Consider the following 17,827-nt stretch of genomic DNA (forward strand, 5'->3'; position numbering starts at 1 on the left):
AAATATAAAATGCATTCAAGTTCGTTGAGATCTATAAGATGAAAAAACCTCATAAAAAAAAGCCAACACAATGCGTTGGCTTTTTATTTATATACTTTTATAGAACTTAGTCTAAAGCAGGAATACGTAATACTTGACCAGGATAAATTTTATCAGGATGCTCAAGCATTGGTTTATTAGCTTCAAAAATCACAGGGTATTTCATTGCATTTCCGTAAAATTTCTTTGCAATTTTACCTAAAGTATCACCACTAACCACTGTATGAAACTGTGCTTCTGGCTCTACATGCTCAACAGTCATTTGGTCATCTACTGTAGCAATACCATTAGAGTTACCAACTACTAATATTACTTTTTCTTTTGTTGCTTGGTCATAAGCCATACCAGAAATGGTTGCTGCATCATCATCTATAAATACACTTAAGTCTTCTACTTGTAGCCCTAAATCTTTAACTGTTGTTTCTAATCTTCTTGCAACTAATGCTTCTTCTTTTAACTCTTCTGCATTTGCTGCTGCTGCTTTTTCTGCTGCTTCTTCTTCGGTTGTTTTCCCTATTCCAAAAACTTTTGCGCCTGCATTTTTAATAAATGAAAATAATCCCATAATTGTTTTTTGTGTTTAATGTTGTTAATTAATTATTGTAAAGTTGAAAAAAAACTTCTTTAATTCCAATTAATGTTAACAACTAATATGCCAAAATCTTACAAAAAAAGAAACCGTTTAAAAATTTCTCTTTAAACGGTTTCCAAATTAACTAACCAACCAATTTTTTAACAATAACAGCTTATTAATTAATAATAAACACCTTGTCATTGTATTCTATTTATAATATATCTCGTGTGTTTTCACGTGTGTTTTCAGTTTTTTCTGTACGCTGTACACGTAGTTTTTCTGCACTTGATTTTGTTTTATCTGTTGTTGTTCCTGTTTTTAAATACTGTATATAACCTCTTCCTTTAAACTCATATAAAGTACCTGATGCGTTATGAAATAACTCTATAGTATTATCACTAATAACGCTCAATTCAAAAAATTCATTGTCAAAGTAATCATAATCTAATGTTAATGTTTTTTGGTACATATTACCATTTACATCACCAATGGCATATATTCCAGAATAATCCCAAAATATATTGTTTGGGTTGGTACCTACTCCATCTTGTGAGCTTCTAAAAGTTATTCCATTTCCACCTGCTAAAAACTGCATAAAATTTTCATTATCAAATTCATTTAAAGCACCATAATTACTAGTATATGTTTTTTCCCAAGCTTCATATTCTTGCATAAAATAATGAATGTTATCATAAAAAACATAGTCGTAATCAAAGGTAGCGCGTTGGTAACCATGTAAAAAATACGAAGTATCATTATAAGGGTTATACAACTCAATGGTATTATAATCTATTTGGTAAACATCAAAAGTGTTAAAACCATCTACATCATGATCTACATCTAAAATCATATCATAAGTATCATAATAACCAACAGAAATACCATAACCGTTTCCTTGACTACCAATACCTACTAAGTTATTATTAGCATACAACACGCCGTTTCTAAAAGACACTGTAAATGCGGTTTGCAAAAAACGTGTTTCGCCATAACCTATGGTTTGATTGATGTCTACATACCATAATTCATAGCTTCCTAACAGCTGGTTTAATGAAACCGTTGTTGTTGGGTTGTTATAGTTATCTACATAAATATCTTCATGATAACATGAGGTAAATAAAAGTGCTATTAAAGCAAATCCCGAAAGTAGTTTTGTGGTTTTCATATTTTACAATTTAATTAAAACGCTTGAAAATGTAATTTTCAAAAACAGTTAAAAATCTAATTAATTATAACATTTACTGTTTTTTACACCTTTCATTATCTTTTGTTTTATGGTTTATATTTAATGGCATTCAAAACGCATGCCAAAAAAATTAAGTATCTGTTTTTACATCGCTTAGCTATCATTGATATTTTATGTATTTTTGATCTTTAAATCAATTAGTATTTTTTCGCTTTCGCGGAAATGAAAAGAAATTATTCTCCATGAGTACACCTTTAAAATTTGCTGTTTTTGGTAGTGGCAGTTGGGCTACTGCAATAGTAAAAATGTTATGCGAAAACCAACAAGAAGTTGGTTGGTATATGCGTAGTGTATATATAAAAGAACATTTACTAAAAGAACAGCATAACCCAAGTTACTTAAGCTCTGTAGAGTTTCATTTAGACCAGTTAAAAATAAGTAATGATATAAATGAAATGGCAGCATATGCCGACGTATTAATATTTGTAATACCGTCTGCATTTATGTATTCTGAACTAGAAAAACTCACCTATAACATTCAGGATAAAATTGTAGTTTCTGCCGTAAAAGGCATTATACCAGAAACAGGAAAACTGGTTGGTGAGCATTTTCATGATGTTTATAAAATTCCTTTTGAAAACATTGGTGTAATTGCTGGTCCTTGTCACGCAGAAGAGGTTGCACTTGAGCGTTTGTCTTACTTAACCATTTCTTGTGCAGACCCAGAAAAAGCACAAAATATAGCTAATGCATTATCTAGCGATTATATTAAAACTAAAATTAGCGATGATGTAATTGGTACAGAATACGCAGTTATGCTTAAAAATATATACGCAATAGCTGCAGGAATAGCACATGGTTTAGGCTATGGAGACAATTTTCAGAGTGTACTAATGAGTAATGCAATACGTGAAATGAAGCGTTTTATAAAAAAAATGCACAAAATGAAACGTAATATTAACAACTCTGCATACTTAGGAGATTTGTTAGTAACGGGTTACTCTGTTTTTTCAAGAAACAGAATGTTTGGTAACATGATTGGTAAAGGCTACACCGTAAAGTCTGCGCAAATGGAAATGAGCATGGTTGCAGAAGGGTATTATGCTACAAAATCTGCTCATTTACTTAACGAAAAAAACAAAAAGAAAACCCGTTTACCTATAATAGAAGCTGTTTACGAGATTCTTTATGAAAATAAAGATGCAAAAAAAGTGTTTAAAAAATTGACAGATAATTTAGATTAAAAAAAAAGCCTTCTCCTAAAATTTTGGAGAAGGCTTTTTTTAAATCTATAAATTCAAGTTTATATTTTGTACTCACAAACCTGTTTTTATCTATAGAAAAACAGCTTATTGTTTATGATCCATAACAATCCATTTACTTCTTTCACCATCATATACCAGATGTATCATTTCGTATTTTTCTGGTTTTAAAGAACTATTACTTTCAATTTGATTTGACTCCGCTGAATCATCATCATCATCTTTTAGTTCTAATTTACCGTCTTGTGGGTATAACCAGATATGTTGTCCGTCTTCTCCGGCTTTAATTCCGGTAAATTTAACATCATCATTACCTGCATATATTCTTATAATTGTTTTGTCTTCATTTTCCTCTCCTGCACCAATACGTAAATCTACATCATCAAATTCATCATCTCCTCTTCCTAGATCAATTGCACCAAACGAGAATTTAGGATTACTAGAAGCACTAAGCGTATTATTGTTTAACATTAAATTTGTACCAATATAAATTTCACGAAAAACACCGTTTTCATCTAAGCCACCTAACTTAATAGTAGCCACTCCAGATTGGTTGGTTACTCTAAATTGGGTTGTACCATTAACATCTAATGTTTCTTGAGGATTAGTTGTGCCAATACCAACTTGCCCTATAGTTTTTGCACATACTAATAACATGCTTATAATAAGTAATTTTTTCATAACAAAATGGGGATTAATTTTAATAGATACATTTAAGCATATACATTATATACTCAATTTTTTTTTTAATTTTTTAGGAAATAATAGAAGTAAATTTCACCTCTACGTTACTTTTTTTTTATGGATAACAATATAAATTTGTAGTTCTTTATTTTACTAAAACACCACGAGCTTCTATTAAAGGAATAGGCTGCAATGCTTTTAAATTAATACTATTTTTTCTAAAGGTATAGGTTTTATCAAACATTTTATTGCCTTCAAAAAATGAAACTTTAAATTGGTTGTTTATTGCAAATAGCTCTTCTTGCATGAGTTCAATTTTTGCATAGCTTTTTTTAGGAAGCTTATCTAGTTTTTTTCTAAAAATTGAAGTCATTTTATCCTCAGAAAACCCACTAGTTACTATAAGTACCATTTCTAGATCTACCTCTTTATCATTTATAATATAAGCATTCCAGTCTTGGCTTTTATACGTGTCGTTATATTCATTAACAACTGCAATGTAAACATCTTCTACTTTAGGGATTTCTATATCTTTTTTCATTTTGCAAAAATACGAAACTATTCAAAATATGAATTAGAATAAGTACTACTACTTATTCCTTTTAAATTATAAATTACCAAATGAGTAAACAATACTTCTTTAGAGTACAATTGAAATAAATTATTTTCTTTAAAAATTAGATTATCAATTCTAAAAAAATAAATTTTTACTATTAATTCTAAATTAATTTCCTGTTTTATATCTCCAGCTTCTTGTGCTTTTTGGAGTAGATTAAATACGAGGATAGTAGATAATTCTTCTGTAAAATCATCTAAAACCTGACCTGCTTTCGGATAATATTTTTGTAATCCAAAAAGAAAAGAGGGTGTAAAGTGTTTTAAATACGTAAACCCTCTTTTATAAATTAACACTATACACAAAATAGGATCATTAGTATTGCTGCTAATAATCCTATTTATATCTTCTTTATACGCATTTAATAAACTCTCTAAACTAGAAGCTACAAGATCTTCTTTATTGTCAAAAAACGTATAAATTGTTTTTTTAGATATACCAAGCGTACTGGCTATTTCGTCTAAAGTTACCTGCTTACTTCCGCATTGTGTGAACTTTGCAATCGAACATTTTAACAAGTCTGCTTTAGTAATCATGGTATTTTAGCTTATTCTATTTCCAACCACCACCAAGAGCTTCGTATAAATCTACGATAGAAATTAATTGTTGTAATTGGCTGTCTATAATATTAAGCTCTGCACTTAAAGCACTTTGTCTTGCCGTTAATAAATCTAGGTAGTTAGCATAACCATTTTTAAGTAATTCTTCAGAGTTTGCTTCTGCAGTACGCAAGGCTTCAACTTCGTTTTTTCTAAATTGAAATTTCTTAGTTTCTGCCTGTAAAGAAAACAATGCATTAGACACTTCAGTTCCTGCAACCAATAAGGTTTTCTTAAAATTTAACAAAGAACTTTCTTGATTTGCAAGTGCAACTTCTTTTTGAGTTTTAAGCTTTCTTTGGTTTAAAAGGGGTTGTGTTAAGCCACCAACAACGGTTGCAAACAAAGAATTAACATTTAATAATTTATCTAATTCTAAACTTTGTAATCCTGTTGAGGCTGTTAATGTTAACGATGGATATAGGCTACTTTTAGCCACATTAGTAAGTTCAAAATCTTGAATTAACGCATATTCTGCAGCCATAACATCTGGTCTGTTACTTAATAATGTTGCTGGTACACCAAGTTTAATATCTTGTTCTATTTTTTGAAGATCTAAACTACTTCTTTCAAAACGTTGTGGTTGTTTACCTAATAATATACTTAGTGTATTTTCTGTTTTAAAAATAGCCGTTTCAATATCTACTTGAAGCGCTTTAGCACTATTGTACTGTGCTATATTTTGGTCTACAGCAACTTGTGTAACCTGCCCAGCATCTTTTAATGCTTTAATAGTAGCCACACCACTTTCTCTGGTTGCTATAGTTTGTTTAGTAACTTCTAATTGCGCATCTAAAGCCAATAAGTTGTAATAGGTATTTGCAATACTAGAAATCAATTGCGTTTTTACCGCTTGATGTCCTGCTACACTTTGTAAATAAGCCGCTTGTGTTGCTCTTTTATTAGATCTTATTTTGCCCCAAATATCTGCTTCCCAAGAAAGATTTGCTGTAATATCATAGGTATCTGTTCCTTCACTAAATATAGAACCAAACTGACTGTTTTCAGAAAACTCTTGACGTGTATAATTTGGACCCACGCTTAAAGTTGGCAAATAACCTGCTTTACCTTGTTTTGCATAGGCTTGCGCAGCAATTATTTGTTGCAGAGCAATACGCACATCCATATTATTTTGCAGGCCTTCTTCAATATATTGCTGAAGGTACTGGTCTGTAAACAAATTTTTCCAGGATACGTCTGCAATAGAAAGACTATCTGTTGGTAAATTTTCTGTTCTGTAAAGCGCTTCGGTTTCTGTTGTTACATCTGGTCTTACATAGTCTTCTGCAACAAAACAACTTTGTAATGTAAATGCAACAAGCAGTAAAAGTGCTCCTTTACTAAAATTTTTATGTCTTATAATAGTTTTCATCTCTTTATTCTTCAATAGTTTGTACTGCTGGTTTACTAGAAACTTTTTCTTGTAACCACTGAAATAATATAAATAATATAGGAATGACGAATACTCCTAAAAGTGTACCTATTAACATTCCTCCTGCTGCTCCTGTACCAATAGAATTGTTACCTTCAGAACCTACACCTTTAGCTAACACTAATGGCATTAATCCTAAAATAAAGGCAAATGAGGTCATTAAAATAGGACGTAAACGCGCTTTTGCTCCATGAATAGCGGCATCTACAATACTTTCGCCATTTTTTCTTCGCTGTAAAGCAAACTCTACAATAAGTATGGCATTTTTTGCAAGCAGACCAATAAGCATGATTAAAGCAATCTGGAAATAAATATTGTTTTCCAATCCAAAAAACTTGGTACTTATATAGGCTCCAAATACACCAAATGGTAAGGATAACACTACTGCAAATGGCAATAAATAACTTTCATATTGTGCACTTAGTAAGAAATACACAAACAGAATACTTAATATAAATATAAAGGTAGTTTGGTTTCCTGCATTTACCTCTTCACGTGTTAAACCAGAATAAGCAACGGTATAATTACTTGGCAGTTTTGCTACTTCTTCTTCAATAACTCGAATAGCATCTCCTGTACTATATCCGTCATTTGTAGCTCCTGTTATACTTGTTGAGTTTAGTAAGTTAAAACGCGTTACCGATTGTGGACCATACACACGTTTTAAGGTTACAAACTGTGTAATTGGTGTCATTTCACCTGTATCTGTTCTTACATACATACTATTTAAAGCGCTTTCATCTGCTCTGTCTTCTGGTAATGCTTGAATATATACTCTAAATTGTTTTCCAAATCTTGAAAAATCGGAAGCATAAATCCCTCCAATATATCCTTGTAATGTGGAAAAAATACTCGTTACCGAAACTCCTTTTTCTTTAGCCAAAGGCACATTAACTTCCATTTCGTATTGTGGATAATTTGTACTAAAAGAAGAGGTTGCGTATTTAATTTCAGGATGACTCATTAAAGCCATTGAGAATTCTTTATTCGCTTTGTCTAAATCGGCAAACTCACCACCATACTTGTCTAATAAATTAATTTCGAAACCTGAAGCATTACCAAAACCACGAATACTTGGTGGTGAAAAGAATATGATATTTGCCTCGGGAATAGTAGCTGCAATTCCAAATAATTTTCCTGTAATGGCTTGTGCGGAAAGTGAAGGGTCTTCACGGTCTGCCCAATCTTCTAATTTAATAATACCAAAACCATAATTACTACCAGAACCAGAAATTAAACTTCTACCTTTAATAAAGTTAACACCAACAATACCTTCTAGTCCATCAATTTTACCATATAAATCTTTAGCTACTGCATTGGTTCTATCTAAAGAAGCTCCAGGAGGTAATTCTATATTGGCAAAAATAATTCCTCTATCTTCATTAGGCACAAAACCTGTTGGTGTTGTTGTTGATGCCCAATAAATACCAACTCCTGCGATAATTAATAATATAACGGAAACAAATTTTCTTTTATATAAAAATTGAAGTGATTTACCATAACGCTCTACAGTAGCATTAAATCCACGATTGAATAAGGTGTAAAAACGTTTTAATGGACTTTTTCCTTTTAATTCTTCATCGTCTTTATGCTCTTTGAATAACAAAGCACATAAGGCAGGACTTAGTGTTAATGCATTTACTGCAGAAATAAGAATGGCAATAATTAATGTCACACCAAACTGCTCGTAAAAAACTCCGGTTGGACCTGTAACAAACGTTACTGGGATAAATACGGCTGCCATAACTAAAGTAATAGAAATGATGGCTCCAGAAATTTCATTCATAGCTGTTAATGTTGCTTTTTTCGGGTTGTGTTCGCCTTCATCCATTTTAGCATGTACGGCCTCAACAACCACAATGGCATCATCTACCACAATACCAATGGCGAGTACTAACGCAAATAATGTTAAAAGATTGATAGAATACCCAAAAACATTCAAGAAAAAGAAAGTACCAATAATAGAAACAGGTACTGCTATTGCAGGAATTAAGGTAGAACGAAAATCTTGCAGGAATATAAATACCACTAAGAATACTAGTAAAAAGGCTTCTAGCAAGGTGCTTACTACTTTATCAATAGATGCGTTTAAGAATAAACTGGTATCGTAAGGCACAAAAATATCTAAGCCTTCTGGGAGATCTGTTTTTACGTCTTCTAAAGTTGTTTTAATATTTTCAATAATCTCTTGTGCGTTTGAACCTTTGGTTTGAAAAATTCCCATAAACACGGCAGGATTACCTAAACTCATCGCGTTTGATGCGTAAGATTGTGCATCTAATTCTATGGTTGCGATATCTTTTAAACGTAAAAACTCACCATTTCCTAAAGCTTTAATTACAATATCGCTGTATTGCGCTTCATCTTTAAATCGTCCACTATAGGTTAGAGTATATGAAAATGATTCTCCATTATTTTGACCTAAAGAACCTGCAGCAGCTTCTAAGTTTTGTTCTGCTAAAGCTGCCGAAACATCTGACGGTATTAAGTTATAAGCTGCTAATTTTTCTGGATTTAACCAAATACGCATGGCGTAATCCTGTTGCGAGAATACACTAACATCACCAACACCACTAATACGTTGCATGGCTGGAATAACATTAATTTTTAAGTAATTCTGAATAAAAGTAGCGTCGTAATTATCGCTTTCTGAATACATAGCAATAAACATTAACGCACTAGTTTCTTGCTTTTGTGTTACAACTCCCGTTTGTGTTACTTCTGTTGGCAATAATGGAGCAGCTCTAGCTACACGGTTTTGTACATTTACAGCTGCAATATCTGCATCCATTTCTTGATCAAAATATACCGTAATTTCAGCTGTTCCTGTGTTAGAAGCTGTAGAGGTAATGTAGGTCATTCCTTCTACACCATTAATTTGTTCTTCAATAGGAATGATAACACTTTCTAAAACAGTTTCGGCATTTGCTCCTGTATAATTTGCAGTCACCTTAATAGTTGGTGGTGCAATATCTGGATATTCCTCTATAGGTAAACTAGTGATACTGATAACACCTAGCATAACTATGATAATAGAAATTACTGTTGAAAGCACTGGTCTTTCAATAAATGTTTTTAACATGATTAAATATGTTTGAGGTTAACTAGTTTTTAAATAAAGTTGCTATGGGTTTAATTGCCTCATCAAAAGAAGTTTCTTGAGGAGAAATTACCATTCCGTTTCTTAATTTACCAACACCAGATATTACTATTTTATCCTTTGCTGTTAAACCAGATTCTACAACATAAAGGTTGTCAACGGTTCCTTTTACTTTTATAATGGCAGTTGCAATTTTGTTATCTTCAACAAGTTTAAAAATCATGACATTACCTTGTTGCTCAAAAGTTGCCGATTGTGGTACCACTATAGCATCTTTATATTCAATAGGAAATCTAATCTTACCGCTATTTCCATTGGTTAGAATTTCGTTTGGATTATCAAATGCTGCTCTAATTTGAATGGTACCAGTGCTTTGATTTATTTGACCAGTACTAGTTTGAATACGTCCTTTTTCAGAATATTCTTTACCATTAGCTAAAATTAAAGTTAAGTCTGGTGCATTTTTAATACGTTCTGCTTTAGTTTTTCCTTCAGAGCGTTGTAAATGATCAATATATTGTGCTTCGTTAAAACTGAAAAAAGCATACACTTGGTCAATTTCACTTACTGTTGTTAAAGGTGTTGCATCGCTTGGGCTAATCAAGGCACCTTCTCTAAAATTAATAGCACCAACATAACCATCTATAGGACTTTTAATAGTAGCATAACCAATATTAGCAGAAACACCGCTTAAGTTTGCTTTTGCTTGTTCTAAATTAGCCTTTGCTGTTTCTAGTTGCACAGGACTAATAATGTTTTTTTCTACTAGTGGTATTAATTTATCTACCTCCACTTGCGCCACATTAACACGAGCTTTTGCTGCTCCAGCATCTTGACTTAAAGATTGCGTTTCTAATTTAAATAACACTTGCCCTTTACGTACTTTTTGGCCTTCGTCTACATATACTTTTTCAATATAACCTGATGTTTTTGCTCTAACATCACTGTTTACTACACCTTCAATAGTTGCAGGATAATCTGTATATCCTGTTACTGTTTTAGGTTGTACTTGAGCCACTGGATAAGGCGCAGGAGGAGCTTTTTGTGCTGCTGCTGTTTTGCTTTGCTTTTCACCACAACTCACAATAACTAAGAATAGACTTAGTACTAGTATAGCATTTAATTTATTATTTTTCATTTGTACCTGACTTTAAATATGGAATTTTTTGTTTATTAATTTCTCTCTTAATTCTTTAACAGAAGCCGTTGCTTCTTCTACAAACTTGACATAATCGTCATGAAAAGTTAAATCGAACTTTTCGTCGTTGTTTTTAATTTTAATTTCGTTTTGGGTTTCTTTATATTTTTTTATCTCTAGATGAATGATTCGTTCATCATTCCAGTGGCTTACCATTCTATCTACATGTTGAATAATGGTATTTTTATTAATTATAAAATACTTTTTACGATCTCCCGTTTTTGTAAAATATTCTATTTTATTTAAATCCTGTAAATGGTTTAGGTGTGTAGAAATGGTGCTTTTACTTGCACATAGTACACTTACCATGTCTTCAAAAGTAACACCTCTTTTACCTGTTAGAATGATATAAGCCAAAATACGAGCTGCAACAGGAGCTAATTGCTCTCTGTTTTCTAAATGCACTCCTAGTTTTTCAACCAAAGCCATTTTTTCTTTGCAAATATTTCCTTTCATTTTAATTGTTTTTTTACTGTTTTCTGTTACGAATTACCTGTTCTCAGAAAAACGAAACACAAAACTACATATTAGTTCGGAACAAACCGAACCAAGCGAAGTTAATTTATTGTTAAATAAAAAAGCCAACTGTTAACAGTTGGCTTTTAATCTATTTTATAGTGCTTATTATAGTGCAGATTTAAACTGCTCTAAAAATCGCACATCATTTTCACTTAACAAGCGAATATCGCTAATTTGGTTAAGCAGCATGGCAATACGATCTATTCCCATTCCGAAAGCAAAACCTGAATATTCTTTAGAATCGATACCACAATTTTCTAAAACGTTAGGGTCTACCATACCACAACCCATAATTTCTAACCAACCTGTTCCTTTGGTGATTTTATAATCGGTTTCTGTTTCTAGTCCCCAATATACATCTACCTCAGCACTTGGTTCTGTAAATGGAAAGTAAGAAGGACGTAAACGAATTTTAGATTTACCGAACATTTCTGTTGTAAAGTATTGCAGTGTTTGCTTTAGGTCTGCAAAACTAACATCTTTGTCTATATACAAACCTTCTACCTGGTGAAAGAAACAATGTGAACGTGCAGAAATTGCTTCGTTTCTGTATACACGACCTGGAGAAATGGTTCTAATTGGTGGTTTATTGTTTTCCATATAACGTACTTGCACAGAACTGGTGTGTGTACGTAGTAAAATATCTGGGTCTGTTTGTATAAAAAAAGTATCCTGCATGTCTCTTGCTGGATGGTATTCTGGCAAGTTTAATGCTGTAAAGTTGTGCCAATCATCTTCTATTTCTGGACCTTCACTAACGTTAAAACCTATACGAGAAAAGATATCAATAATTTCGTTTTTTACAATAGATATTGGGTGTCTTGCTCCTATTTCTATAGGCTCACCTGGACGTGATAAATCTCCGTAAACTCCATTTTCTTCTTCTTTGCTTTCTAACTCTTCTCTTAAGGCATTTACCTTTTCTTCAGCAGTTTTTTTAAGCTTATTAATGGTTTGACCAAATTCTTTTTTCTGGTCGTTTGCTACATTTTTAAACTCTGCAAAAAAGTCGTTTAACAATCCTTTTTTTCCTAAGTATTTAATTCTGAATGCTTCAACCTCTTCTTTAGATTGTGCTTTAAATGCTTCTGCTTCTGCTATAAGTTCTTTTATCTTGTCTATCATGGTATGTATAAATAGGTGGCAAATTTAAATAAAATATCGGCATTACGTATTGCAAACAACGAACTAATATTTAAAAAAAGAAGAAGATTACCATAGCAAATAAAATTTTTGCTTGGTAATACCATAAGTTGGTTGTGTTTTGCGTTAGCGATTGCAGCATTGTTGGAGCTCATCTTTGATAGCGACTGCGAAAAGCGCGACCCTTGTGGTAACGCCCTTATTAGTCTATAAATTCTGTTTCTACAAAGTAGTTTACAATGGCTTCTTTCATTAAAATGCTTTGTTCTCCTGCTTTTAAGTGTGGTAATGTTGCTTTGGCTTTATAATGTGGCCATCCATCTTCATCAACAAAGTCAAACTCATAATAACCATAAGGCGTAAGTACTTTGCAAATTGCAATGTGCATGAGGTCTAGTTTTTGATCTTTTTTAAAGGTTCTGTTTAACTGCCCTAGTTCTTGCACACCAATTAGGTAGATTATTGCATCTAAATCTAGTGTGTCTCCATCTGCAAATTGGTTGGATAGTTTTTGAACTACCAAATCCCAACGTTCTTTTAATTCTTGATCTCTTGACATATTCCCTTGAAAGTATTCCCTATGTTTTGGGATGTATTTAGGTTATTTTAAATAAAAGCCAAAGTTACTAAACCTGTGTGTTACTTCATTACATCTCTACTTAAAAAAAGGAGAGAAGTTTTGTTATTTACTATATTTGAAAAAATTGTAAGTTTTATGAGCGTTTTAGATATAATTTTAGGTGCATTACTCCTTTTTGGGCTGGTTAGAGGTTTTATGAAAGGGCTTTTTGTTGAAGTTGCTTCACTTGTAGCCTTAGTTGCTGGTGTTTATGGCGCTATACATTTTAGCGGTTTTGCTGCAGAATTTTTAGATAGTAGAGTTGGTTGGGAAGAAAAATATGTGAATATTCTTGCTTTTGCCATCACCTTTGTAGTTATTATATTAGTAATATCACTAGCAGGAAAAGCATTAACTAAACTGGCTGATTTTGCTGCTTTAGGTATTATTAATAAGTTATTAGGTGGTGTTTTTGGTGCCTTAAAAATTGGTTTAATTTTAAGTGTAATTCTTGTTGTTTTTAGTAGAATGAATAATGCTATACCTTTTGTTGGCGAAGAAGATTTAAAGGATTCTATTTTATACAATCCGGTAAAATCACTTTCACCAATGATTTTTCCGAGTATTATTAAAGCAGAAGAGCAGGAAGAAAATGTAACACCTGAAGCGGAAACGGAAGCTTAATAACAATCTGTTTTTATCTGTGTTTTAAAAGCAGATAATGGTTGGTTTATGTGTTGTGTGGTAATTGTATTTAAAATTGCTACTACCTCTTTTTGCATAGCTAACGAGCCACAAACCATAATAACACCTCTATTTTTTAAGGTTTCTGCTATTTGCAAAGCATCACGTTTTAAAAGAGATTGCACATATATTTTTGGTTCTTCTTGCGAAAATGCCAAATGTAAAGTACTTAATTGGTTTTTAGTTTGTGCTTCTTTTATTGCAGCACTATACAAGCTAAACGAAGTATTTTGTCTTAAACCATAATACAAATGCGTTTCTATATTTTTAGTATTTTGGTCTAGCATACCTAAAAAAGGAGCAATTCCTGTTCCGTTGGCAATTAGAATAACTTTTGATGCTTTTTTAGGAAAGTGAAAGCCGGTATTTTTTACAATTCGTGCTTTAAAACTATCGTCTTTATTTAAAGTATTTAAAAACCCAGAACCTAATCCGTTTTCATGAAGCTTGACACTTAGTTGCAATTTTTGGTTTACTTTACCTATAGAATACAAACGCTCTCTATAATCGTTTTTTGGGTAAATTGCCAATAAATCTCCCGATGTGAATGTATTGGTATTTGGCTTTAATGTGATTAAAAACGTATTGTCTGGATGGTCTTCTGCTTTTGTTTTATTTACAACAGTAAATGAATTGCTTAATCGTGGTTTTACTGCTAGTTTTTCTTTAGAAATAGATATAGGAAGCTTATGGTTATTATTCCAAAGGGTTACCCATTCTTCAAATGCGGTTATAGATTTATCGTTGATGGTAAAAACAGATAATTCTTGGGTAAACTGATGCTGCATTTGTGCATCAACATCTATAGCAAATTTGCAAAAATCTAGATATGCTAATGAGCCAAAACCTACAACAGAATAGCTTATTTCCTGAGTTTGTTTTACAGTTTTTAATTGCTCAAAAAAGGTATTAGCATTGGTTGGTGCTTCGCCTTCACCATAGGTAGAAGTCATTATAATAAAATGTTCTGCTTTACTAAAAGTAGTATAATTATTAAGTTCTGTAATGTAAACCGATTGGTCTGCTTTTAATAGTTGTTCTTGTAATTGTATTGCAAATGGTAATGTATTCCCGTTTTCTGAACCTACTAAAATAACATAAGTACAAGCGTCTTTTTTGTACTTGTTTTTAAGTTTAGCTTTTCTGCGCTTTAATGTCATTGCAAAACCAGAATAGATAAAAAACAAAATATTTGCGGTTGCTATTGCTAATACTAAAGACCATAAAACACTACCTTTTCCTGTATGAAGGTTGAGACTTAAACCAGAAAACATAGTAATTAAAGGAGTTTTTATTTCGCTTAAAATTTCACCATTAAATTGATTTACTACTATTTCTCTGTCTTGAAGAGAAATGGTAAAGTAGTCTTCTACATCTTCTGAAAAAGGAAATTCTATACTTTTTACCTGTGAAAGCCTAGTATTTTTAAAAACTGGAATCTCAAGAATATTACGTTTTGGTGTTTTTGAAAGGTTTTCAAAATCTATATCATGAGCAATGGTATTTTTTGGAAGCAGATCAAACTTTTCTAACGACAAATAAACTCCTGTAACAGTAAGGATAAGGATTGGAATTAACGATAGCCTGCCTAAAACCACATGCCAATATTGGTTAAAGTTCTCGTTTACTATTTTAGAAAAAAACCTTTTAAAAGAACCTTGTCTTTTTAGTATTAAAACCGTTCCTGAAATAGTAATTAAGAATAATAAAAACGAGCATAAACCAACAAAGAAACGCCCTGTGCTTTTTAAAAATAAAGACCTATGAAAATTAGTAACCCATTTAAAAAACTTAGACACTTCTATTTTATCCCCTATAAATAGACCTGTTTCAGGGTTTATATATCCATCTAAACTTTCGCCATCCTTAGTAATAACAGAAGCTAAAACAAAATGGTTTGCATCTACTTGCACATCTAAAACCTCTGGGTATTCTGCTTTTAAATTAGAAATGGTTTCTGCAAGGGTAATGCTTTCAAAATTTGAAACTTTGTAAGGTTGTAACTGCTCTGAAATTGGCTGAAATGCCAAAATAATTCCAGTTACAGAAGCTAATAAAATAAAAACAAAAGAAGATACAGCAAGTGTTAAGTGGCTGTATCTCCAGATGGAAATGGTCATGCTTTTTAAGTTTATAAAACTTCTTGACAAAGTCAATACAGAGAGTAGACTAAGCGTGCGAAGTAATACGTTGGTTTTAGTTAGGCATTAAACGAACGTAACGTATAAAACCTGTACCTTCATTTTTACTTTTTACACTTTCTGATGTTAGTTCAAACTCTACATCTTTGGTGTAATATTCTTGATCTTCTACTGCAGTTTCAAAACGAATGCTGTAACCAGCATCAATTTTAGAATCTTCAATATCTATAACATTTATACTTCTTGCTCCTCCAGCAATTGTTGCTCCTGTAATAGCGTCAATATTGGTTCTTTTTTTACCGTAGAATGTCCACCATTGTGAAATATCATGATACCACTCATCATCATCTCCCTGTACATATAAGGTTTTTTCATATTCGCCTTCTGGGTTTATAAGAGAAATAACTACATAGGCACCTTCGCCAGAGTAATTAATCATTTGAATCATACATTTATAAGATGTAGATGCTGCTTTTGTTGTAAAGGATAATGTTGCAATTACAAGAACTCCTAATACTAAAAGTGTTTTTAATGTTTTCATTAGTTACTGTTTATTTTAAAAAATCTAAATTGATTTTATGTGCTTTTAAAATTTCGTTTTCATTTGCTAAATCGTAAGCTGTTTCATCAAAATCTGTTGTTGCTTCTAAATTAGCTCCTATTGAAATTAAATACTTTAAAATTTCTGCATTTTTAGCTTGTAGAGCTGCTAAATGTAAAGCAGTGTTCCCTTCGTTATTTTTAGCATTTACATTTATGTTAAACTGCGATAAAAACTTTAAAATATTTTTGTCATTTTTAGCTACAGCCAAATGGTATAAGGTATTACCGTTTTCTTGTGTTTGGGTGATATCTAATCCGTTTTCTTTTAAAAGATCTACCTTTTGCTTAAAAGCATCTGCTTTTTTACCAGAAAACGATTCTATTAAATAAGCTGTTAAATTGTTTTTATTAGCATCTAAAACAGTAATATCTGCATTGTTTTCTAATAAAAATTTAACGACTTCAGGACTGTTATTTGCTACAGCTAAAGCTAGAGCAGACTCTCCTTTTTTATTAACCTGATTTATATTTTTTAAGTGCTTAGATAATAGTTTAACTATTTCTATATTGTTACGGCTTGCTGCGTTTAAAAATGGTGTATTTGCGTTGTAGTCTTCTGTATTAACATCTAAGCCTTTTTCTATTAAATAATTAATTAGCGCTATATCTTTACTTCTTGAAGCTACAATATGTAATGGAGTTTCGCCTTTTATTACTGCGTTTTTAGGATTTAAACCAACATTTTCTAGGTATTTATAAAATTCTAATGTATTGGTTTTACCTCTGGTTCCTTGAGCCGCAAATACAAAAGCATTATCTGTTCCTTGAACTCCTTTTTCTAGTAATTTATTTAATAAATCTACATTTCCTGTTTTGGCAACATAGTTAAAGATGCCATTACCATTGGCGTCTACACTTTTTACATCTAATCCTTTTGAAGTGAAATAATTTATTAGCGTAAAGTCTTTATCATAAGGTGCTGCTAATAATAATGCATTAGCGCCTTTTGGAGTAACATCTGTTTTTATATTTGCTCCGTTTGCAATACAAAGGTCATATACTTTTGTGTTTTGTTGCCCAGAACCAGCAGCAAAATTTAAAATAGTATTTCCTTTATCATCTGTAATATCTGTTTTTGCGCCTTTGCTTAAAAGGTATTCCATGAAAGCAACATTTCCTTTATAAGCAGCCCAAAAAATATACGTTCTACCATCATGTGTTAGCTTATTAACGTCATTTCCTTCTTTAGATTGAATGTATTTAAGAGTTTCAAGAGATACATCTTGTAAAATTGCAGAAGCTACAGCATCAAAGTTATTGCTATTGGCTTCAGCAATGTTATTTCCTTCTTTAATTTTTGCTTCAACAGTTTCTATACTTGGATTTGATTTCCAGAAATCTCTGTTTAAAAATACGTTTTGTTGTGCAAAGCTAGCTATGCTAAAAGTTAAAACGAGTACTATTATGATTGTTTTTAAATTTTTCATT

At 31.8% G+C, this 17,827-nt stretch carries 16 protein-coding genes; 2 read left to right on the forward strand and 14 right to left on the reverse strand.

Translation table 11 applies throughout. The annotated features are described in order from the left end of the window. Positions 1–106: 106 nt before the first annotated feature. Positions 107–604 carry a peptidoglycan-binding protein LysM gene (lysM, locus tag KO494_RS15455; RefSeq protein ID WP_215968521.1) on the reverse strand — a complete coding sequence of 166 codons (498 nt, stop codon included), beginning with the start codon at positions 602–604 and terminating at the stop codon, positions 107–109. 220 nt (positions 605–824) lie between these two features. Continuing rightward, entirely contained in the window at positions 825–1,778 is a 954-nt protein-coding gene (locus KO494_RS15460) for a nicotinic acid mononucleotide adenyltransferase (RefSeq protein ID WP_215968522.1), read from the reverse strand. 263 nt (positions 1,779–2,041) lie between these two features. Here KO494_RS15460 and KO494_RS15465 point away from each other — a divergent pair, with 263 nt between their 5' ends. Continuing rightward, a complete protein-coding gene (locus KO494_RS15465; protein WP_215968523.1) occupies positions 2,042–3,043 on the forward strand; it encodes an NAD(P)H-dependent glycerol-3-phosphate dehydrogenase in 1,002 nt (333 codons plus the stop codon). 105 nt (positions 3,044–3,148) lie between these two features. Here KO494_RS15465 and KO494_RS15470 read toward each other — a convergent pair whose 3' ends face one another. The 9 genes from KO494_RS15470 to KO494_RS15510 all read right to left on the reverse strand — a co-directional run bounded on the left by KO494_RS15470 (position 3,149) and on the right by KO494_RS15510 (position 12,911). Beyond that, complete coding sequence (locus KO494_RS15470; protein ID WP_215968524.1) at positions 3,149–3,742, reverse strand: hypothetical protein; 594 nt, start codon at positions 3,740–3,742, stop codon at positions 3,149–3,151. Between the two features lie 148 nt (positions 3,743–3,890). Further along, complete coding sequence (locus KO494_RS15475; protein WP_215968525.1) at positions 3,891–4,286, reverse strand: hypothetical protein; 396 nt, start codon at positions 4,284–4,286, stop codon at positions 3,891–3,893. 17 nt (positions 4,287–4,303) lie between these two features. Beyond that, a complete protein-coding gene (locus KO494_RS15480; protein ID WP_215968526.1) occupies positions 4,304–4,897 on the reverse strand; it encodes a TetR/AcrR family transcriptional regulator in 594 nt (197 codons plus the stop codon). Positions 4,898–4,913: 16 nt separating this feature from the next. Next, positions 4,914–6,332 (reverse strand): efflux transporter outer membrane subunit, encoded by a 1,419-nt coding sequence (locus tag KO494_RS15485; RefSeq protein ID WP_215968527.1) that lies wholly within the window; start codon positions 6,330–6,332, stop codon positions 4,914–4,916. Between the two features lie 4 nt (positions 6,333–6,336). Next, a complete protein-coding gene (locus KO494_RS15490) occupies positions 6,337–9,474 on the reverse strand; it encodes an efflux RND transporter permease subunit (RefSeq protein ID WP_215968528.1) in 3,138 nt (1,045 codons plus the stop codon). Positions 9,475–9,496: 22 nt separating this feature from the next. Then, entirely contained in the window at positions 9,497–10,630 is a 1,134-nt protein-coding gene (locus KO494_RS15495; RefSeq protein WP_215968529.1) for an efflux RND transporter periplasmic adaptor subunit, read from the reverse strand. 12 nt (positions 10,631–10,642) lie between these two features. Continuing rightward, positions 10,643–11,146 carry a GbsR/MarR family transcriptional regulator gene (locus KO494_RS15500; RefSeq protein WP_215968530.1) on the reverse strand — a complete coding sequence of 168 codons (504 nt, stop codon included), beginning with the start codon at positions 11,144–11,146 and terminating at the stop codon, positions 10,643–10,645. Between the two features lie 168 nt (positions 11,147–11,314). Beyond that, the gene (gene pheS / locus KO494_RS15505; protein WP_215968531.1) at positions 11,315–12,334 is read right to left on the reverse strand and encodes a phenylalanine--tRNA ligase subunit alpha; all 1,020 of its coding nucleotides are present in this window, start codon (positions 12,332–12,334) and stop codon (positions 11,315–11,317) included. Positions 12,335–12,554: 220 nt separating this feature from the next. Next, positions 12,555–12,911, reverse strand: coding sequence for a hypothetical protein (locus KO494_RS15510; RefSeq protein WP_215968532.1), 357 nt, complete (start codon positions 12,909–12,911; stop codon positions 12,555–12,557). A gap of 156 nt (positions 12,912–13,067) precedes the next feature. On the opposite strand from KO494_RS15510, the gene KO494_RS15515 reads away from it, so the two are divergent. Beyond that, on the forward strand, positions 13,068–13,595 hold the full coding sequence (locus tag KO494_RS15515) for a CvpA family protein (RefSeq protein ID WP_215968533.1): 528 nt from the start codon (positions 13,068–13,070) through the stop codon (positions 13,593–13,595). On the opposite strand, the gene KO494_RS15520 is transcribed toward KO494_RS15515, so the two are convergent. The 3 genes from KO494_RS15520 to KO494_RS15530 form a co-directional block, all read right to left on the reverse strand. Further along, positions 13,592–15,775, reverse strand: coding sequence for a PepSY domain-containing protein (locus KO494_RS15520; protein ID WP_215968534.1), 2,184 nt, complete (start codon positions 15,773–15,775; stop codon positions 13,592–13,594). The two genes, KO494_RS15515 and KO494_RS15520, sit on opposite strands and share 4 nt — an antisense overlap. 76 nt (positions 15,776–15,851) lie before the next feature. Next, complete coding sequence (locus tag KO494_RS15525) at positions 15,852–16,337, reverse strand: DUF2271 domain-containing protein (RefSeq protein WP_215968535.1); 486 nt, start codon at positions 16,335–16,337, stop codon at positions 15,852–15,854. 10 nt (positions 16,338–16,347) lie between these two features. Further along, positions 16,348–17,826, reverse strand: a complete 1,479-nt coding sequence (locus KO494_RS15530; protein ID WP_215968536.1) for an ankyrin repeat domain-containing protein — start codon at positions 17,824–17,826, stop codon at positions 16,348–16,350. Between the last annotated feature and the right edge of the window lies 1 nt (position 17,827).

It is taken from the genome of Lacinutrix sp. C3R15 (assembly GCF_018860825.1).
Lineage (GTDB): Bacteria > Bacteroidota > Bacteroidia > Flavobacteriales > Flavobacteriaceae > Oceanihabitans.